Annotated in this window: 18 protein-coding genes and 1 pseudogene; 5 read left to right on the forward strand and 14 right to left on the reverse strand. The window is 64.4% G+C overall.

The annotated features are described in order from the left end of the window. Positions 1-100: 100 nt before the first annotated feature. Positions 101-2,233, forward strand: coding sequence for a transketolase (gene tkt, locus AB0N65_RS01175; RefSeq protein WP_364156529.1), 2,133 nt, complete (start codon positions 101-103; stop codon positions 2,231-2,233). A 212-nt stretch (positions 2,234-2,445) separates the two neighbouring features. Here tkt and AB0N65_RS01180 read toward each other — a convergent pair. From AB0N65_RS01180 to AB0N65_RS01230, 11 genes and pseudogenes are all read right to left on the reverse strand, one after another. After that, positions 2,446-3,525, reverse strand: a pseudogene (locus AB0N65_RS01180) (MFS transporter); the annotation flags it as partial. A 15-nt stretch (positions 3,526-3,540) separates the two neighbouring features. Further along, positions 3,541-3,786, reverse strand: a complete 246-nt coding sequence (locus tag AB0N65_RS01185; RefSeq protein ID WP_364156531.1) for a hypothetical protein — start codon at positions 3,784-3,786, stop codon at positions 3,541-3,543. Between the two features lie 198 nt (positions 3,787-3,984). After that, positions 3,985-4,413, reverse strand: coding sequence for a ChaB family protein (locus AB0N65_RS01190; protein WP_364156534.1), 429 nt, complete (start codon positions 4,411-4,413; stop codon positions 3,985-3,987). A gap of 81 nt (positions 4,414-4,494) precedes the next feature. Continuing rightward, complete coding sequence (locus AB0N65_RS01195) at positions 4,495-5,361, reverse strand: SMP-30/gluconolactonase/LRE family protein (protein ID WP_364156537.1); 867 nt, start codon at positions 5,359-5,361, stop codon at positions 4,495-4,497. 50 nt (positions 5,362-5,411) lie between these two features. Further along, complete coding sequence (locus AB0N65_RS01200; RefSeq protein ID WP_364156539.1) at positions 5,412-6,872, reverse strand: MFS transporter; 1,461 nt, start codon at positions 6,870-6,872, stop codon at positions 5,412-5,414. Positions 6,873-7,044: 172 nt separating this feature from the next. After that, positions 7,045-8,334 (reverse strand): adenylosuccinate synthase, encoded by a 1,290-nt coding sequence (locus tag AB0N65_RS01205; RefSeq protein WP_364156540.1) that lies wholly within the window; start codon positions 8,332-8,334, stop codon positions 7,045-7,047. A 224-nt stretch (positions 8,335-8,558) separates the two neighbouring features. Continuing rightward, positions 8,559-9,074, reverse strand: coding sequence for a hypothetical protein (locus AB0N65_RS01210; RefSeq protein WP_364156542.1), 516 nt, complete (start codon positions 9,072-9,074; stop codon positions 8,559-8,561). Next, a complete protein-coding gene (locus tag AB0N65_RS01215) occupies positions 9,071-9,772 on the reverse strand; it encodes a hypothetical protein (RefSeq protein WP_364156545.1) in 702 nt (233 codons plus the stop codon). Before AB0N65_RS01215 ends, AB0N65_RS01210 begins: the two co-directional genes overlap by 4 nt. Further along, on the reverse strand, positions 9,759-10,256 hold the full coding sequence (locus AB0N65_RS01220) for a signal peptidase I (protein WP_364156548.1): 498 nt from the start codon (positions 10,254-10,256) through the stop codon (positions 9,759-9,761). The genes AB0N65_RS01215 and AB0N65_RS01220 overlap by 14 nt, the downstream gene beginning before the upstream one ends. A gap of 35 nt (positions 10,257-10,291) precedes the next feature. Further along, positions 10,292-10,951, reverse strand: coding sequence for a SipW-dependent-type signal peptide-containing protein (locus AB0N65_RS01225; protein WP_364156550.1), 660 nt, complete (start codon positions 10,949-10,951; stop codon positions 10,292-10,294). 3 nt (positions 10,952-10,954) lie between these two features. Further along, on the reverse strand, positions 10,955-11,572 hold the full coding sequence (locus tag AB0N65_RS01230; protein ID WP_364156553.1) for a SipW-dependent-type signal peptide-containing protein: 618 nt from the start codon (positions 11,570-11,572) through the stop codon (positions 10,955-10,957). A 367-nt stretch (positions 11,573-11,939) separates the two neighbouring features. On the opposite strand from AB0N65_RS01230, the gene AB0N65_RS01235 reads away from it, so the two are divergent. Further along, complete coding sequence (locus AB0N65_RS01235) at positions 11,940-12,572, forward strand: uracil-DNA glycosylase (protein WP_364156556.1); 633 nt, start codon at positions 11,940-11,942, stop codon at positions 12,570-12,572. 153 nt (positions 12,573-12,725) lie between these two features. On the opposite strand, the gene AB0N65_RS01240 is transcribed toward AB0N65_RS01235, so the two are convergent. Continuing rightward, on the reverse strand, positions 12,726-13,718 hold the full coding sequence (locus AB0N65_RS01240; protein ID WP_364156999.1) for an iron-siderophore ABC transporter substrate-binding protein: 993 nt from the start codon (positions 13,716-13,718) through the stop codon (positions 12,726-12,728). Positions 13,719-13,883: 165 nt separating this feature from the next. Here AB0N65_RS01240 and AB0N65_RS01245 point away from each other — a divergent pair, with 165 nt between their 5' ends. The 3 genes from AB0N65_RS01245 to AB0N65_RS01255 all read left to right on the forward strand — a co-directional run bounded on the left by AB0N65_RS01245 (position 13,884) and on the right by AB0N65_RS01255 (position 16,905). Continuing rightward, entirely contained in the window at positions 13,884-14,978 is a 1,095-nt protein-coding gene (locus tag AB0N65_RS01245; RefSeq protein WP_364156558.1) for an iron chelate uptake ABC transporter family permease subunit, read from the forward strand. Between the two features lie 77 nt (positions 14,979-15,055). Beyond that, entirely contained in the window at positions 15,056-16,093 is a 1,038-nt protein-coding gene (gene fepG, locus AB0N65_RS01250; protein WP_364157001.1) for an iron-enterobactin ABC transporter permease, read from the forward strand. Then, the gene (locus tag AB0N65_RS01255) at positions 16,090-16,905 is read left to right on the forward strand and encodes an ABC transporter ATP-binding protein (protein ID WP_364156560.1); all 816 of its coding nucleotides are present in this window, start codon (positions 16,090-16,092) and stop codon (positions 16,903-16,905) included. Before fepG ends, AB0N65_RS01255 begins: the two co-directional genes overlap by 4 nt. A 125-nt stretch (positions 16,906-17,030) precedes the next feature. Here AB0N65_RS01255 and AB0N65_RS01260 read toward each other — a convergent pair whose 3' ends face one another. Continuing rightward, positions 17,031-17,459, reverse strand: coding sequence for a DUF3151 domain-containing protein (locus AB0N65_RS01260; protein ID WP_364156563.1), 429 nt, complete (start codon positions 17,457-17,459; stop codon positions 17,031-17,033). Beyond that, entirely contained in the window at positions 17,459-18,478 is a 1,020-nt protein-coding gene (gene fbaA, locus AB0N65_RS01265) for a class II fructose-bisphosphate aldolase (protein ID WP_364156566.1), read from the reverse strand. The genes AB0N65_RS01260 and fbaA overlap by 1 nt, the downstream gene beginning before the upstream one ends. Between the last annotated feature and the right edge of the window lie 77 nt (positions 18,479-18,555).

Below are 18,555 nucleotides of genomic sequence, written 5' to 3' on the forward strand. Positions count from 1 at the left end.
CCCCACCCGCCTGCCGGCGGGGGCTCCCCCCCCCCCCGGGGGCGGGCCGCCCCGGGCCCCCCGCGCCTTTCTGCTATCCAAGACTGAAAGAGAGCCTGTAATGACAGCCGTTCTTCCTGAAACAACGAAACTTAGCTGGACCACCGAAGACCAACGCGCTGTTGACACTGTTCGTGTGTTGGCTGCTGATGCTGTGGAGAAGGTTGGTAATGGCCATCCTGGCACGGCGATGAGCTTGGCTCCGGCGGCGTACCTGTTGTTCCAGAAGCTGATGCGTCATGATCCGAAGAACCCGGAGTGGATTGGCCGTGACCGGTTCGTCCTCTCCCCCGGGCACACGTCGTTGACGTTGTATATCCAGTTGTTCCTGTCCGGGTACGGGTTGGCGTTGAAGGATCTTGAGGCTTTGCGGACGTGGGGTTCGCTGACGCCGGGGCACCCGGAGTACAAGCACACCGCGGGTGTGGAGATCACCACGGGCCCGTTGGGCCAGGGCCTGGCCTCTGCGGTTGGGTTCGCGTATTCGCAGCGCCGCCAGCGTGGCTTGTTCGACGCCGACGCCCCGGCGGGCGAGTCCCCGTTCGACCACACAATCTGGGTGATCGCCTCCGATGGTGACCTGCAGGAAGGCGTCACGTCCGAGGCGTCGTCCCTGGCCGGGCACCAGGAACTGGGCAACCTCGTGGTGATCTATGACGAGAACCACATCAGCATTGAGGACGACACCGACATCGCGTTCACCGAGGACGTCCTGAAGCGCTACGAAGCGTACGGGTGGCACACCCAACGCGTGGACTGGACCCGGACCGGGGAGTACGTCGAGGACGTCCAGGAACTCTACGCGGCCCTGCTCGCTGCGAAGGCCGAAACGACCAAGCCCTCGATCATTTCGTTGCGGACCATCATCGGGTACCCGGCGCCGAAGAAGCAGAACACCGGCAAGATCCACGGCTCGGCCCTGGGTGCTGAGGAAGTCGCCGCGCTGAAGAGTGTGCTCGGGTTCGACCCGGCGAAGTCCTTCGAGGTGGACGAGGAGGTCCTGGCGCACGCCCGCAAGGTCGTTGAACGCGGCGCCGAGGCCCGTGCCTCCTGGCAGGCCAAGTTCGAGGCGTGGCAGCAGGGCAACCCGGACGGTGCGGCGTTGTTGGAGCGCATCGAAGCGAAGAAACTTCCGGTCGGTATTGACGCGGCGTTGCCGGTGTTCGAGGCCGGCAAGGACGTGTCCACCCGTGCCGCGTCCGGGAAGGTGTTGAACGCGATCGGCCCGGTCCTGCCCGAACTGTGGGGCGGTTCCGCTGACCTGGCCGAGTCCAACAACACCACCATCGAAGGGTCCCCGTCGTTCATCCCGGCCTCGCGTTCGACCGAGGCGTGGAAGGGCAACCCGTACGGGCGGGTGCTGCACTTCGGTATCCGCGAACACGCCGCCGCGTCGATCGTGAACGGCATCTCCCTGGCCGGAAGGACCCGTGCGTTCTCCGGCACGTTCCTGATCTTCTCCGATTACCAGCGCCCGGCCATCCGCCTCGGCGCGCTCATGGGGGTGCCGTCCCTGTACGTGTGGACGCACGACTCGATCGGCCTGGGCGAGGACGGCCCCACGCACCAGCCCGTGGAACAACTCGCCTCCCTGCGCGCCATCCCCGGCCTGGACGTAGTCCGCCCCGGTGACGCGAACGAGGTCTCCGCGGCATGGAAGGCCATGCTGGAAAACCACGAAAACCCCGCCGGGATCGTCTTGACCCGCCAGAACATCCCCACCTGGGCACGCGGCGAAGGCGACGCCACCGGCGACACCTTCGCCTCCACCGCCGGCGTGGCCAAGGGCGGGTACGTCCTGGCCGAAGCCTCCAAGGACGGGGCCACCGTGGACGCGCAGGTCATCCTGATCGGCACCGGCTCCGAAGTCCAGCTCGCCGTCGCCGCCCGCGAAGCACTCCAAGCCGAAGGCATCCCCACCCGCGTGGTGTCCATGCCCTGTGTGGAGTGGTTCAAGAAGCAAGACGAGTCCTACCGCGAATCCGTACTCCCCGCCACCGTGAAGGCCCGCGTGTCCGTCGAAGCCGGCCTGGCCCTGGGCTGGCACGAATTCGTCGGCGACACCGGCCGCACCATCTCCCTGGAACACTTCGGCGCCTCCGCCGACTACAAGCGGCTCTTCAACGAATTCGGCATCACCGCCGAAGCCGTCACCGCCGCAGCCAAAGACTCCCTCGCAGACATCAACGCCTAAAACCCCACGCAAAAAGCAAGCGAACGACGGCGGGAATGTCCCGCCGTCGTCCGCTTGCTCCGGCAACGGGGAGCGTACCGGCTCCCGAGCGCGCGAACGCGGCATTGCTATTGCGAATCAGCTCTCTGACGGAGGAAAGGCGTGGACCCCAAATAACCCACTTAAGCGTGAATTGGACATAAGTAAGTTTGGAATCTGCTGAACTGCATGTTTTAGTGCGAAAATCCCGAGGCCGTCTCCGTAAGGCTCTTACCTTTGGTCTCCGGCGCCAGCCACTGTGAGAGTCCGGCACCAACGAACGCAACGCCCGAGGCAATCAGCATGGTGGTGGCCGAGCCGAGGTTCTCCATGGACCACGGCAGCAGGAACGTGCCCAAACCGGCGCCCACCCGGCTGACCGCCGCGGCAAAGCCGGTCCCAATGCCTCGGATCTCCGTGGGGAAAACTTCCGCCGGATAGATACCGGTCAGGGTGTTGTACATCGCGTTGACGAAGGAAAAGACCAGGAACAGCATCAGCACGATGACCGGCGGCGCCCCCGCCCAGAGGCCGATAACGGCAAGGACGACGGCGGCCATCCACTGCGGCGGGACAGTCAGCGCGCGCCGGCCTGCTTTATCGACCAGGAGCACGGTGATCACCACGGCGACGAGTGCAACGGCCGAGAGCCCTACTCCGCCGGCGAGTCCGCCTCCGAGCCCGTACCCGATCAGCACGCTGTCAGCGAAGGTCGCGATCGCAAAGTAGGGTGCCACCCCGCAGAACCAGAACATGGAAACAAAGAGCGTGGACCGCCAGTACTGCCGCGAGAAGAGCATGGAGAACGTGCCCGGCTTGGTGTCTTCCTTTTGCACATCGGCCATTTCGTCGGGACTTTCCATGTACCTGTGGGCGACACTCATCGCCTCGTCCGCACGGCCTTGGTTCCACAACCAGCGGGGCGACTCCGGCAACCCGAACCGCAGGACAAAAAGGACAACCGCCATGAACGTGCTGGTCCCCAGGATGACGCGCCAATCCCACGACGTGAACTGCTCCAGCAGATAGCCCAGGAGGAACGCAATCATGAAGCCCGCATACCACGCCACCAAGGTCAGCCCCATGAGCCTCCCCCGCAGACGGGCGGGCGCGAACTCGGACATCAGCGGCCACCCAACCGAGTACTCAATGCCGATGGCGACGCCCATGGCGAACCGGACCACGAAGAGCAATTCAGGGGAATCGACAAAGAACTGGACTCCCGAGGCGACAACGAAAAGGGACATGTCCAACAGGAACAGGGGCTTGCGGCCAAACCTGTCCCCCGCCTACCCGCCGATCGGAGAACCCAGCAGAATACCGAACAAAGGGCCTGCTGCGATGAGGCCTTCCCAGTAAGTCGACAAGTCCAGATCGGCCGTCATAGAGCCCGTCACCGGACCGAAAATCCCGAGGATGTAGCCGTCCAGGAACATACCTCCGGCCAGGACAATGACCATCCGGCGCATGAAGCGTCTCTTGAAAGCGGCGGAGCTTTGTACCTGATCCCCCACATTGTTCTTCATGTCTTTCATGGCCTGTCCCGGGCAGATCCGCTTTCTCCTGATGATCGTTGATCAGGACGGCATGCGCCAGATGGCAGGGCCTGCCAGAGGCCCTGTTCCAAAGGGGCACTGCCGCCCAGAGCACCTTCCTGGCATGCGCCCTGGTACTGTTGCCGGCCTCGGCGCTGGCTCTCTTTACATCACGGGTTTCAGCCTCGGCTGCGTAAGCTAGCCTCCCCGCGCTTTGCGGGTCGCGGCGTCGTTGGCTTTCTGCAGGGCTTCCACGAGTTCGTCCTTGTCCATCTTCGAGCGCCCCTCGATGTTCAACTCTTGCGCGCGCTTGTAGAGATGGGCCTTGGACGCGTTGGCGTCAACGCCGCCCGCAGTAGGCCTGGTGGAGTCGGGGCCTTGGTCGGCGGCGCGCTCGTCCGAAGGACCCCGCTTCTCTTTCGGTTCCCAGTGATCGCCCACTTTCTCGTAGCTGTGCTTCACCGCAGCAAAAGCGGTGCGGGCCGCCCGGCTCGCGTCGCCGTCGTAAGTTTCCATCGCGGAATCGTACGTTTGGGCGAACGTGTCCTGGGCTTTTTGTTCCGAGCGCTGGAGGGTCGATGGCAGCTCGTCCTTGCGGGCACGGCCGTCACCGCGTGACTTTGGCACGGCACTCACACTCCTTGAATCAACAGGCATTCCATAGAGTTGAGGCCAGCCTAGCCATGATGCGGACCTGCCGGTATCCCGCTAACGCCTGGCGGCGTCCTGGGTTGCCGTGCGCAACCGGTACAGCGACGTCGTCGCGGTGATGTACAGATCGCGTCCGTCGGGCCCACCGAAACACAGGTTGGAGACTCTTTCGGGGACGTCGACGGCGGCCAGCAACCCGCCGTCGGGGGCATAAACCCGGACCGACGGTCCGGCGGACGTCCACACCCGCCCCTCAACATCAACACGGAACCCGTCCGAAGCCCGACCGTCCTCGAGCTCCACAAAGGTGCTCCCCTCGCCGCACCTGCCGTCCTTTACCGGGTACGCGGCAATGCGGAACGGCACTCCCCTGCCGGGGCCGGCCGTGTCAGCGACATACAACAGGGATTCGTCCGGGGAAAAGGCGAGACCATTGGGGTGGACCAGGTCCGTGACCACGGGTGACAGTTCCCGGGCGGCCGGGTCGAAGCGGAAGACGTAGCAGCCGCCGTATTCCTGCTCGCCCTCATGTCCTTCTACCGTTCCGGGCAGGATGCCGTACGGCGGGTCGGTGAACCAGACAGTCCCATCCTTGGCCACCACAACATCGTTGGGCGAGTTGAGCCGATGGTCACCGAACGAGTCGACGATAGACGACACGACGCCGTCGTGGTCCCGCTCGACGCGCCGCCGCCCATGGCTGCACTGCACGACGCTGCCGTCATGGTCCAGCGTCCGCCCGTTGGTATATTCGACGGCGGTCGCGTACTCGCGCGTCCGGCCCGAGGCTGGGTTGAACTCGAGGATGCGGTTGTTGGGGATGTCGCTCCACCTCACCGATTGGGACTGCGGAATCCAGACGGGCCCCTCCGCCCAGACGGTGCCCTCGTGCAGTTTCTCGAGGGTTCCGGTGACCAGTTCCATGCGGCATCCTTTCGCTGTTGCGTCGGGTTGAGCCTATAGGCCCGGGCTTGCTAATCCTGTGAGCGCACCGCGTCAGATTTGGCACCCGGCTGCCCGACGGCCTCTTTCTCCCCCGCTCCCGGCATCGCGATGACGGCGACGACCGTGAGCACGGCACTCACCAGCACGGCCAGGAAGACTGCCATGGAAGCGGACACGGTGGACTGCGGATCGGGACCACCGCCAGGGCTGTTGGCATAGATTGCGTTGGCCACGGCGCCGAAGACAGCCACGCCGATGGCGCTACCGATGGAGCGGGCGAAGAGGTTGGTCCCGGTGACGACGCCACGTTCGTTCCACTCGACGCTCGACTGGGCGGCAATGAGGGTTGGCGTGGCGACCAGGCCGAGTCCGAGGCCCACGATGAAACACGCCGCAGCTACCAAAAGGACGTTGGGCGTGGAGGCTGTGAGGGCAAGGATGGCCGAGCCGATGACTGTGATGAAGATGCCGATGAGCGCTGTCCTGCGAAAGCCGATGCGCAGGTAGAACCGGCCCGCCTGGGAGGCGCTGATGGGCCAGCCGATGGTCAACGCCGCCAACGCGAGTCCCGCCAGGACCGGGGAAGTGGCGAGGGCCCCTTCCAGGAAGGTAGGCACGTACGAAGTGAGCCCGAGCATGACCGCCCCGACGCCAAAGGAGATCATCGCCGTCGTCGCCAGCAAGCGGCGGGAAACAACCCACGGCGGGAGGACGGGTTCAGCCGCCTTCCTCTCCACCAGGAGGAAAACTCCGAGCAATACCGCACCGAGGGAAAAGACCGCGATGCTGATACCGGAATCCCACGCCCAGGCGTGGCCGCCCTCCAGCGCGCCCAGGATGAGGAGGCTCAGCGAGGCAGTGAGGAAAAGCGCGCCTACGTAGTCGACGCGGTGCTTGGTCTTCTTGACCTCCTCATGGAAAGTGCGGATGAGCATCCAGCCGGCCAGGAGGCACAACGGAATGTTGATGAGGAAGATCCACCGCCAGATCCCAAGGGACGCGAAGACCCCTCCCAGCGTGGGGCCGACCACGGAGGAAATCGCCCACACGCTGGCCAGATATCCTTGCACCTTGGCCCGCTCCGTGAGGGTGTAAATGTCGCCGGCAATGGTGATCGAGACCGGTTGGACAGCCCCCGCCCCGAGGCCCTGAAGCACACGGAATGCGATCAGCGCAGGCATGCTCCACGCCACCCCGCACAGGATCGATCCGAGAAGGAACAGCCCGATGCCGCTCAGAATGATCGGCTTTCGGCCCAGGACGTCGGAGAGCTTGGCATACACCGGAACGGACACAGCCTGCGCCAACAGATACGCCGAGAAAAGCCAAGGGAAAGAGGAGAAACCGCCGATGTCCTCAACGATCGAAGGTACTGCCGTGGCGACGATCGTCGAATCTATCGCGACCAGCCCTGTGGAGAGCATCAGCGCAACGAGGATGGGTCCACGCCTGGAACGGAACCCGACGCCGTCGGTGGTTTCTGTCGTCATGTATCCCGTCCCGTCGTCATCTCACTCGCGTTTCGTGCATACCACTCACGGCTCAGAGACGTAACCCAGGCAACGGCCGAATTAGTCCCGAAAAAGCCAAGCGGCGGGCCACCCAAGGTGACCCGCCGCCGTCGTCATTCCTGTCCGCCGCAGCCACGGCGCCAGCAATGCGTTAGTCGTTGATCAGATCGTGGACCACGATGGTCTGGTCGCGGTCCGGGCCGACGCCGATCGCGGAGAAGCGCGTGCCGGAGAGCTTCTCGAGGGCCAGCACGTAGTTGCGGGCGTTCTCGGGGAGGTCTTCCAGCGTACGGGCACCGGTGATGTCCTCAGTCCAACCGTCAAAGTACTCGAAGATCGGCACGGCGTGGTGGAACTCCGTCTGCGTCATCGGCATTTCGTCATGGCGCACGCCATCGACGTCATAGGCAACGCAGACCGGGATCTGTTCGATACCCGTGAGGACGTCCAGCTTGGTGACGAAGTAGTCCGTGAAGCCGTTGACGCGGGATGCATGGCGGGCCAGGACGGCGTCGTACCAGCCACAGCGGCGGGGACGGCCGGTATTCACCCCGAACTCGCCGCCGGTCTTCTGCAAGTACATGCCCATATCGTCAAAGAGCTCCGTAGGGAACGGGCCGGCGCCAACACGGGTGGTGTACGCCTTGATGATGCCGATGGACCGCGAGATGCGGGTGGGGCCGATGCCGGAGCCAACGGACGCGCCACCGGCGGTCGGGTTGGAGGACGTCACGAACGGGTAGGTGCCGTGGTCCACGTCCAGGAACGTCGCCTGGCCGCCTTCCATGAGCACAACTTTGCCCTCGTCCAGGGCGTTGTTGAGGACCAGCGTGCTATCGATGACCAGCGGGCGCAGGCGCTCGGCGAAGGACAGGAAGTACTCCACGATCTCGTCCACCACGATGTCGCGGCGGTTGTAAACCTTGACCAGGAGCTCGTTCTTCTGACGGAGCGAACCTTCCACCTTCTGGCGGAGGATGGACTCATCGAACACATCCTGGACCCGGATGCCCAAGCGGGCCACCTTGTCCATGTAGGCCGGGCCGATGCCACGGCCGGTGGTGCCGATGGCGCGGCTGCCGAGGAAGCGCTCAGTGACCTTGTCCAGCACCTGGTGGTACGGAGCAACCAAGTGGGCGTTCGCGGAAACACGGAGGCGGGAAGTATCGGCGCCACGGGCCTCGAGGCCGTCGATTTCCTGGAAGAGAGCCTCAAGGTTCACCACGCAGCCGTTGCCGATAATCGGAATGGCGTTGGGGCTCAGAATGCCTGCGGGAAGGAGCTTGAGCTCGTACTTCTCACCGCCAACCACCACGGTGTGCCCGGCGTTGTTGCCGCCATTGGGCTTAACCACGTAGTCAACGCGGCCACCGAGCAGATCGGTCGCTTTGCCTTTGCCTTCGTCGCCCCACTGGGCTCCGACGATCACGATAGCGGGCATGGGATCCTCCCCCATTCTTTCGGGCAGCCCCGGCGGGATAACCAGGGTCTGGCGCCGTACATGAGAATGCCCCGACGTTACCGGTGCAGCCAGCCGCGGGCGGCAGCATGCGCAAGAGTTCGGGGCTCTTACCAGCCAAGTTTAGCCGATGGGACCTGAAAGTCTGGTGTCAAGACGTATTCCAAAGACGTTGCGTGCCACTTTGAAGTACAGCAGGTGACGACTCACAGATTGGTGCACGAGCCGCCGATACCTGCGATCAATCCGGCGTTCGCCCGCACGGATACCGGGGTGGACCTCCACCCCGCAGAGGCAATGAAGATATCCACCTGGAATTGGGTGTTGAAGCCCAAAATGCCGCCCAGCAACGTGGCGGGAATGTCCGTGGTGTACCCGGCCGATGTCCCCGTGGTGTTGGCGACCCCCGGATAGCCCTGCAGCGTGGTCACGGCGGATCCAGCGGTGAGCAGGTGGACCTCGATCACGGCATCCGTGAGGTTGGGATATCCCGGCGGCGGTTTCCACAGCACCCTCACGTAGGCCCCGACGCCCAGGACCTGGGGGTTGTACGTGCACGGACCGTTCAGCGTTGCCGGGGGAATCGTGGCGGTGGTGAAGCTGCCCCGGCCAATCTCTTCCCTCTGCCAGGCAGCCTCCGTCACGGCAGGCGGGCTCGACGCCGACACCAGCAGGGCCAACGGCACCGCCACGGCACCCAGCAGGCCGACCTTCCGTTTCACGATCCACCCCGCAAACGGGCCAAACCAAACCCCGCCGCGACTGCCAGCACGCCGAGCACCGCGAACCCACCGAGCCGCGCACCCGTGTCCGCCAAGCTGTTGTCGCCGGAAGCAATGGACGACGGCGGCAGCCCGGGTCCCGCTGCCGGCGCACTAGCGCCTCCGTCACCGGAGCCTCGGACGCCCACCACGATCGTGGCCCTGCTCCCCTGGACCTCCCGCGGAACAGCGTCCGCGAGCGCGGCGGTCACCAGCAGGTTCGTCCCCGGCGACCAGGCGGTTCCCGGCTCCATCAAATCCACCGCCAGGCCATCTGCTTTGGCTAGCGGCGTGGGTTCCATCAAGGTCCTCTCGTTGCCCATGCAAGAGGACCCGGCCCACGGCTGATCACAGGCACGCAACTGCACGCTGAGGAACTCCTGGAGCAGGGGTGGAGCATCAGTGCCCGACTGCAACTCCACCTCCAGCGTGCCGGCGGCTTCGCCGGGGACACGGACGCCAATCGCCCAATCCGCAGTACCGCCCGGGGTGAGCCGATGCACTTTCCCGGCCGGGCCGGCGTCGAGCTCCAACCACCCGGAAGGCTCTTCCTGCGAAGCGTGGGCCGGTCCGGCGGTCAGCCAGATTGCGGCGACGAGCAGCAACGAGGCGATCAAGAGACCACCTCCCGCCACACCGGAAAACCTATGCCGCGACATGGTTCCCGCTTTTGCGTCGCGTCGTGCGTCCGGCCGCGCTCCCGGGCCACAGCACCCACGTGACAAGCCCGGAGACGCCCATAGTGGTGGCGCCCAGGACGGCCGGGTTGGCTGCCGCGGCCACGGGAGCGGCGAGTCCAGGCACGGACCACAGCACGACACGGACCCGTTCAACGACGTACGGGGCAGGATCAGGCTCTTTGTTGGCGTCGCCCTTCATGGTGATGGTCCGGGTGTCTCCGCCCGCTGGTTTAACGGATTGCACCCGATGCGTGATGGGTAACTTGCCGGGCCTGTCCACGGTGACGACATCGCCAACCTTGATGTCCGCGGCCGGAATATCGCGCACCACAGCCAGCGAACCCGCCGGAATGGTCGGTGACATGGACCCCGTCTTGAACAGGACGAGGGTGATGTTGAACAGCAGCGCACACACCACCGCCACGATGCACACGGCACCGCCCGCTGCGGCGATGTTCAGCATCGCCTCTCGCAAGCGATGGCGGAACGGGTGCCTGCTCATGAGCTCGAGGAGGCAGTGAACTGCCAGGTCGCGGTTGCGGTCTGTCCTTGAAGCGCGTTGTTCGCCCCCAGCGGCAGGGAAACCTCGAAGCAGAACTGTGTAGGAGCCCCCGGCAGAGTCGCCGTCGCGGCTTGCAGCGGATTGACGACGCCGGCGTCCTGGCCCACGCTGAAGGGCTTGACGCCATCGCTGCCCACCACGAAGGCCGGGGAACCCGTGAACGCGGAGGCGTCGCACGTAGCCGAACGCACCACGCGGTAACGGAGGGCTGCCCCAAGATCTGCCACGCCCGTGCCGCTGCTGCTCACTACGGGAACTCCCAGCACCACTTCGCCTCCAACGGACGCCGCCGTAGTCCTGATAGCGAAAGGCGCATAAACCACGGTCCCGGGACTCATCCCGGCAGCATTGAATGCCAAAACAGCCCCGGGAGACGCGTCGTTGGCGCTCCACGTTCCGAGTGCGTCATAGGGATTCGTGACATTGGATTCCGTTTGGAAGACGCTGGCACCAAAGGACCCGGACGCAAACTCGTTGTCGGTCCACGAAGCCAGGGTCAAGGAGCTGCCCAATCCCAGCACCAAAGCCCCGGCAAGAAGTGCGCGGATGCGGAGAAAAACCGCGCCGCGCTTGGTCTCAGCTCGTCGCTCGCCCATGGATCACTGGGATTGTGCGGCGAATTCCCAGGTGGTGGTCCCGCTTTGGGATTGGACGAGGTCCGAGTCAGCGGTGATCCTGAAGCACAGGTTCACGGCGGCCCCGGGGTCCGTGCCGGCTCCCTGCTCCAGGTCGAAGGTGATGCTGCCGGGCGTCGTACCCAGATCCTGCCCTGCCGTGACCAAAGTGTCAGTGACCGGCTCGGCGCAACCAAATGCCGCGGACTGGGTGAGTTCATATGTCAGGCCGGCCAAGGAACCGGTAGATCCCTCTGTTGAGAGGGTCACCGTTGCATTGTATGTCGCGTCTCCATCCAGGCGGATGGCAAACGGCGCCGCGGAGACATCCCCCGGGGAGAGGTTGGTGGGGGCGGCCGTGAAAGCAAGGATCGCGGGATCGCCCACCGGGTTCGGCTCGAACGTGGTGCCGTCGGTACTGCCCTCAAGGTTGAAGGAACCGGCCGTGAAAGTTCCCTGGGCAAAATCGGAGTCGTTCCACGCTGCCAAGGTAATCGCCGCACCCACTCCGAGGACCAAACCACCGGCAAGGATGGCCCGTACCTTGGGCGCTTTCCCGGAACGCTGCCCTGATTGTGGCAACGTTTCTTTTCCTGCAACCATTACTACCCCCACGCTTTGATGATGCCCGTCGAATCGAAAATCCGTGCCGGAATGTGGGGGTTCCCTGGCGGCCTCCCCCAAAAACCGCTGCTTCCAACCCATCATCACTCGCAGGGCAAAGTCAACCGTGTGTCATGTGAGCTGCGGAAACAGCTACAAAATGACTCGAAGCCGTTCCGGGTGCCGAACGCGTTTCCGTGCAACACGCCGTGTCGCAATCGGTGGACGCGCCGGAGCGGGACGTGGCGGTGCCCGTCGTCCGGTAAGGTTAACCAGCCCCCAACAGCACCCTTTGAGATTCGGCAGCGGCATGCCCGCGGTCGGGTCCATCGGTGCGCGCAGTAACACCTAGGAGACCAAACCCCTGATGCAAGACCTGGCGACTGACTCACCCGAACAACTCCTCTGGAACCGCCGTTACGAAGACCACATCGCGGACGTCAACGCACTGTGCGATTCCCTCAAGGAGCAGAAGCCAGGCAGCGAGGTCCTCTACATCGACCCCGCACACAGCATGGACGATTGCCGCATCGTCAGCCTTTTCTCAAACCAGCGCACCACGTCCGGCGAAGGCTTCATCAAGCCCGGCGATGACGAGGCCACTACCCGCATGCTCGGCATGCAGTGGCAGCTGGGCCTGCGTCCGGAATACGTCATTCCGTGGAACGCGTACCCGTGGATCGAACCGAACGAGGAACCGGGCAAGCTCACGCCCGCCAACATCACCGAGGGCCTCAAGCCGCTGCTGCGCCTGCTCCAGCTCCTGCCGCGCACTTCTGCCTTGGTGGCACACGGCAATGAGGCACACCGCCTGGCCGACCAGCTCATGAAGGCCGCCCCCGCCAGCATCGCGCGCCGTGGTTTCAAGACGTTCAAGGTCCGCTCGCTTGGTGGCCGCTCCTTCGCCGGAACCCCCGAGCGCCAGCAAGAGTACCTCGACGCCATTCACGGTGCTTACGCCGAAGCAATGGCGCGCACGGGCATCCCCCGCAAGGCCTAGTTCCCCCCCCAACTGAGTCGCATTTGTGCGCGTTTTGAGCGCTCATAACGCGCTTAAATGCGACTCAGTTGGGTGATTAACAACGACGGCGACCCTCGCCTTTCCGGTGAGGGCCGCCGTCGCGTTTGGGGTGCTTGTGATGGATGCCGGGCGTTAGCCGACCAGCATGTTCCGAAGATCCTTAAGGATCAGCTGCGCGCCTGTGGGGCCGAGTCCGAGGAACCAGACATCGTCGTCGACAGCCTTGGCTTGGCCGGCTTTGACCGCGCCGAGCGTGGGCCAAACAGCACCTTCAACCACTGAGGTTTCACCCGTGGCTGCAGGTTCGCCGTAGCTGCTGTAGAAGATCCAGTCAGCGTCGCCCTGTTCGATGTTCTCGGCAGAGATTTCCGCGGCTAGCTCATCGATGTCCTGGTTCTCGGGGCGGGCAAGGCCGGCATCCTTCAAGATCACGCCGATCAATGACTTGTTCGCGTACAGGCGGATCTTTCCGGGGAGGAAGCGCACCAGGGAGATCTTGGGATCACCCTGGACGTCCTTCTTGAGGGCGTCCGCCTGCTCCTGGTATTCGTTGAGTGCCTTGACGGCCTTGTCTTCCTCGCCGAGTGCCTTGCCCACCAGGAGGAAGTTTTCCTTCCAGGGGAAGCCCGGACGGATGCTGAAGACCGTGGGTGCAATGGTGGACAGCTGCTTGTAGAGCTTGTCCGCACGCAGTTGGCTGCCCAGGATGAGGTCCGGCTTCAGTGCCGCGATTGCCTCAAGGTTGAGGTCCTGGATGGTACCTACCGAAGCCACGTCCTTGACCTTGTCGGCCAGGTAGCCGGGGACCGGGTTGGCGCCTTCGGTGGTGGCCATACCCACCGGCGTGATGCCCAAGGACACGACGTCGTCGAGCTCTCCGGTATCGAGCACAACAACGCGGCTGGGCTTCTTGTCCAAGGTGGTTTCACCGTTGGCATGCTTCAGCGTGCGGGGGAAGACGCCGGGCGCAGCATCGGTGCCGAGCTTGGCCGTTTCCTGGTCCGCGGTGGTGAACTTGGAACCGCCGGTGGCCACATCGGCGTTGCCGGCACCTGAGCCGGAACTGCCGCTGGTGCCACAACCTGCTACCAAGCCCATCACCAGGGCAACACCGGCCACCTTCATCGCGGCACGGCGAAAGCGCGAGGCTCTCCGCGGCTGAATTACAGAATCGTCGTTTTTCACGGAGTAAGGCTAACCTAATTAAGGCACACTTCCGTGACGTTGTGACCGCAGTCACGGAATCTGCCCAGCACGAACGCTTCCCGATCCTCCGGAATGGTTGTCCCTATGCCCCATGCGACGGCGCCCGCCGCCCACCCGCAGAATGGTGAATTGTCCGGCACCGCCCTGTCAGCCGACAGCGCGGCCGCACGTTCCGGCGTCGTACTCAAATCCCGCTGGCGCGTCAGCTTCCTTGCCGTTTCCGCAGTGATCCTGCTCGGCGCGTCCCTGTTGAGCCTGGGTGTTGGCTCAAAGTTCATCCCGGCGGCCACGGTCCTGGACGCCTTCACCAACCCCCAGGACATCGCCGATCATGCGATCATCCTGCAGAACCGGCTGCCACGGACTTTGATGGGGATCGCAGTTGGTGTTGCCCTGGGTGTAGCCGGTGCCCTCATCCAGGCGATTACCCGGAACCCCCTAGCCGATCCCGGCATCCTGGGCGTCAACGCCGGCGCCTCCTTTGCCATCGTGATTGCGATCGGTGTCTTCAGAATTGGTTCGCTCAGCGGCTACATCTGGTTTGCTTTTGCGGGGGCCATCCTCACGACGGCAGCGGTCTACCTGATCGGGACCTCCGGGCGGAACGTCGTGAATCCGATCCGGCTGACGCTGGCCGGCGTGGCCTTGGGCGCTGTCCTCACGGGTATCGGTTCCGGCCTGACCCTGCTGAACCCCAAGGCTTTCGACCACCTCCGATCGTGGAGCATCGGTTCGCTGGACACCCGGAGCATTGAAGCTGTCGCAACCGTGGCGCCGTTTATGGGTGTTGGGCTGCTCATCGCCCTGTTCTGCGTGCGCGGGCTCAACGCCGTTGCGCTCGGCGACGACCTGGCGACGTCCCTCGGGGCAAACGTCAACCGGACGAGGATCCTCGGTGTCGTTGCCATTACCCTGCTCAGCGGCGCAGCCACGGCAGGTGCGGGTGCCATCGGTTTCGTGGGGCTGATGATTCCGCACGTGGCTCGCTGGATCGTCGGGCCGGACCAACGCTGGATCATGGCGAGCACCGTGCTGCTCTCCCCCATCCTGCTGCTCCTGTCGGACGTCGTCGGCAGGATAGCCGTTCCCGGCGAGCTCCAGGTGGGTGTGGTGACGGCCTTCATCGGCGCGCCCGTGCTCATCGCCCTGGCCCGCCGCCGGAAGGTGAGCGGGCTGTGAGTCGGCCGGCCCCGACCCGCAGCGTGGACCCGGCGCGCAGCGCCAGCCCACCGCGCAGCGCCAGCCCACCGCGCAGCGTGGATTTTGGCCGCCCTACGTTACTTCTTCGCAACGGCTTCCTGAGCCTCCGCTTCGACGTTCGGAGCGTGCTGGTGTGCATCCCGTTGCTAGTGGCGACCCTTGGAGTGGCTGTTGTTTCCCTGGCTACGGGCGACTACGACGTCACTGTGCAACAGGTCCTCCAGGCCTTCACCGGAGAAGCCCCCGGCCTCGCCCGGACGATCGTGATGGATTGGCGCCTCCCCCGCGTCCTTTCTGCACTGGTGTTCGGTGCTGCGCTGGGAATGAGCGGCGGCATCTTCCAATCAATGACACGAAATCCACTGGGCAGCCCCGACATCATCGGCTTCAACACCGGCGCCTACACCGGGGCGCTCATCGTCATGCTGACGCTAGGCAGCGGCTACCTCGGTATCGCGGCAGGTGCCTTGGCAGGCGGCATCCTCACCGCGCTGGCCGTGTACTTGCTGGCCTTCCGACGCGGTTCGCAGGGATTCCGGCTCATCATCGTGGGCATCGGGATCAGTGCCATGCTCGCCGCCTTCAACCACTGGCTCATCCTGCAAGCCGAACTCGAAGCGGCACTGGCGGCGGCCGTTTGGGGAGCCGGGTCCCTCAACGGCATCACGTGGGAGCAAGCGGCGCCTGCCGCCGTCGTGGTTGTTGTGGTTGCCTTGGCCACGCTGGCAGCCGCGCGCCGGATGCAATTGTTGGAAATGGGCGACGACGCTGCACGCGCCTTGGGCGTCCGGGCGGAACCAACACGTTTGCTGCTGGTGATTCTGGGCGTTGCACTGACCGCAGCCGTTACCGCCGTTGCCGGTCCCATCGCTTTCGTAGCCCTGGCAGCACCGCAGCTTGCCCGCAGGCTGACCCGAAGTCCCGGTATCACGCTGGTTCCGGCGGCCCTCATGGGGGCGTTCCTCCTTGTGGCGAGCGACCTCGCTGCCCAGCGTCTTTTCGCTCCGATCCAGTTGCCGGTCGGTGTGGTGACGGTGTGCATCGGCGGCATCTATCTCGTCTGGCTGCTGGCCAGGGAAGCAAGGAAGTCATGAGTCTCACAACGTCGGTCCCGCAACTTCATGCCGAGTCCCTGACCATCGGCTACGAGCAGCGCATCATCTCGGAAAACCTCAGCGTGCGCATCCCGGAGGGACTGTTCACTGTCATTGTGGGACCCAACGCGTGTGGCAAATCCACCCTTCTGCGCGCCTTGGCCCGACTCATCAAGCCCCGCAGCGGACAGGTCCTGCTAGACGGGAAATCCGTGCACGCGGTGCCCGCCAAGGAACTCGCACGGCGGCTTGGCCTGCTCCCCCAGTCCTCCATCGCCCCCGACGGAATAACCGTGGCAGACCTCGTGGCCCGCGGCAGGTACCCGCACCAGAAGCTCCTCCGGCAGTGGTCTGCGGCCGACGAAGCAGCTGTGGTCGAGGCCATGGAAGCAACCGGTGTTGCGCCGTTGTCCGGGCGACTCGTGGATGAGCTTTCGGGCGGCCAGCGGCAGAGGGTGTGGGTTGCCATGGTCCTCGCGCAGCAGACGCCTTTGATGCTCCTCGACGAGCCCACCACGTTCCTGGACATCGCCCACCAGATCGAACTGCTGGAACTCTTCCGGGAGCTCAACCTGGACAAGGGCCACACCTTGGTTGCCGTGCTTCACGACCTCAATCACGCCAGCCGCTACGCGGACCATATCATCGCCATGAAGGATGGCCTCGTGGTGGCGGAGGGTGCCCCGGCTGACGTGATCACGGAGTCGTTGGTGGAGGAAGTGTTCGGCATGGCCTGCCGCATCATCGACGATCCCGTGACGCACACGCCCATGGTGGTCCCGCTTGGACGGCCGCGGTTCTCTCCCAACTGAGTCGCATTTGTGCGCGTTTTGAGCCGTCATAACGCGCACTACTGCGACCTACTTGGGCGGTTTAACGACGACGGCGACCCTCGCCTTTTCGGTGAGGGTCGCCGTCGTCGTTTGCCTAAGTCGTGTCAGCCCTGGCGGGCTTCGATCGCTGCCTTGGCCTTCGGGTCCGAATCGCTCAGGAACTTCTCGATCCGTTCGGGCTCTTCAGCCTCGCCGATAGCGGCCGCCGCACGGCCCAGGGCGTAGAGCGCACGCAGGAATCCCTGGTTGGGCTCGTGCTCCCACGGGATGGGACCGACACCGCGCCAACCATTCCGGCGCAACGAGTCCAGGCCGCGGTGGTAGCCGACGCGGGCGAAAGCGTAAGACTCGATGGTCCGGCCCTCCGCCCAGGCTTCCTCAGCGAGAATCGCCCACAAAAGAGACGACGTCGGGTTCTTGGCCACGAGGTCGAGTGCTTCCTTGCCGAGGGCCAGGTGCTGGTAGACCTCGGTTTCGGCGGGCAGGAGCGTGGGCTCCGGCCCCATCAGGTTTTTGCGGAATTCGTCGGACATCAGAACGTCTTGCCGGCAGATCCGAGCTGCTGTGCGGCTTCGACGATGCGTGCTGCCATGCCGGCCTCGGCCGAAGCACCCCAGACGCGGGGGTCGTAGGTCTTCTTGTTGCCCAGGCCACCGTCGACCTTCAGGACGCCGTCGTAGTTGGAGAACATGTGGCCGGCGACCGGGCGGGTGAACGCGTACTGGGTGTCGGTGTCGATGTTCATCTTGATGACACCGTAGGAAACAGCATCCGCGATTTCCTGTTCGGACGAACCCGAGCCGCCGTGGAACACGAGGTCGAACGGGTTGTCCTTGCCGATCTTGGCGCCCACCTCGGACTGGATCTGCTTGAGCAGTTCCGGGCGGAGCTTAACGTTGCCCGGCTTGTACACGCCGTGCACGTTGCCGAAGGTCAGCGCGGTGAGGTACCGGCCGTTCTCGCCGGCACCCAAGGCCTCGATCGTGGCGAGGGCGTCTTCGGTGGTGGTGTAGAGCTTCTCGTTGATCTCGTTCTCAACGCCGTCTTCCTCGCCACCGACGGTGCCGATCTCAACTTCGAGGATGATCTTGGCGGCAGCGGCGCGTTCCAGCAGTTCGCGGCCGATGCGCAGGTTGTCGCTCAGGGTCTCGTGCGAGCCGTCCCACATGTGTGAGTTGAAGATCGGGTCCTTGCCGGCCTTGACGGCTTCCTCGGACGCGGCGAGCAGCGGAAGGACGAAGCCCTCCAGCTTGTCCTGCGGGCAGTGGTCCGTGTGCAGGGCGATGTTGACGTTGTAGTTCTTGGCAACTTCGCGGGCAAAAGCGGCGAAACCGAGGGAACCGGCAACCATGTCCTTGACCGAAGCGCCGGACCAGTAAGCTGCGCCACCGGTGGAAACCTGGATGATGCCATCGGATTCGGCCTCGGCGAAACCGCGGATCGCAGCGTTCAGAGTCTGCGACGACGTCACGTTGACCGCGGGGAAGGCGAATCCGCCGGCCTTTGCGCGGTCGATCATCTCGGAGTAAATCTCTGGGGTTGCAATGGGCATGGTGACTCCTATGCTGAATTCGACTGAGGGTTGTGACCCTGGAGTAGACCGCTTACGGCTAGCACCATCCTAGCGAT

This window comes from Paenarthrobacter sp. NPDC089322 (assembly GCF_040684895.1).
In the GTDB taxonomy this organism is placed as follows: Bacteria; Actinomycetota; Actinomycetes; order Actinomycetales; family Micrococcaceae; genus Arthrobacter.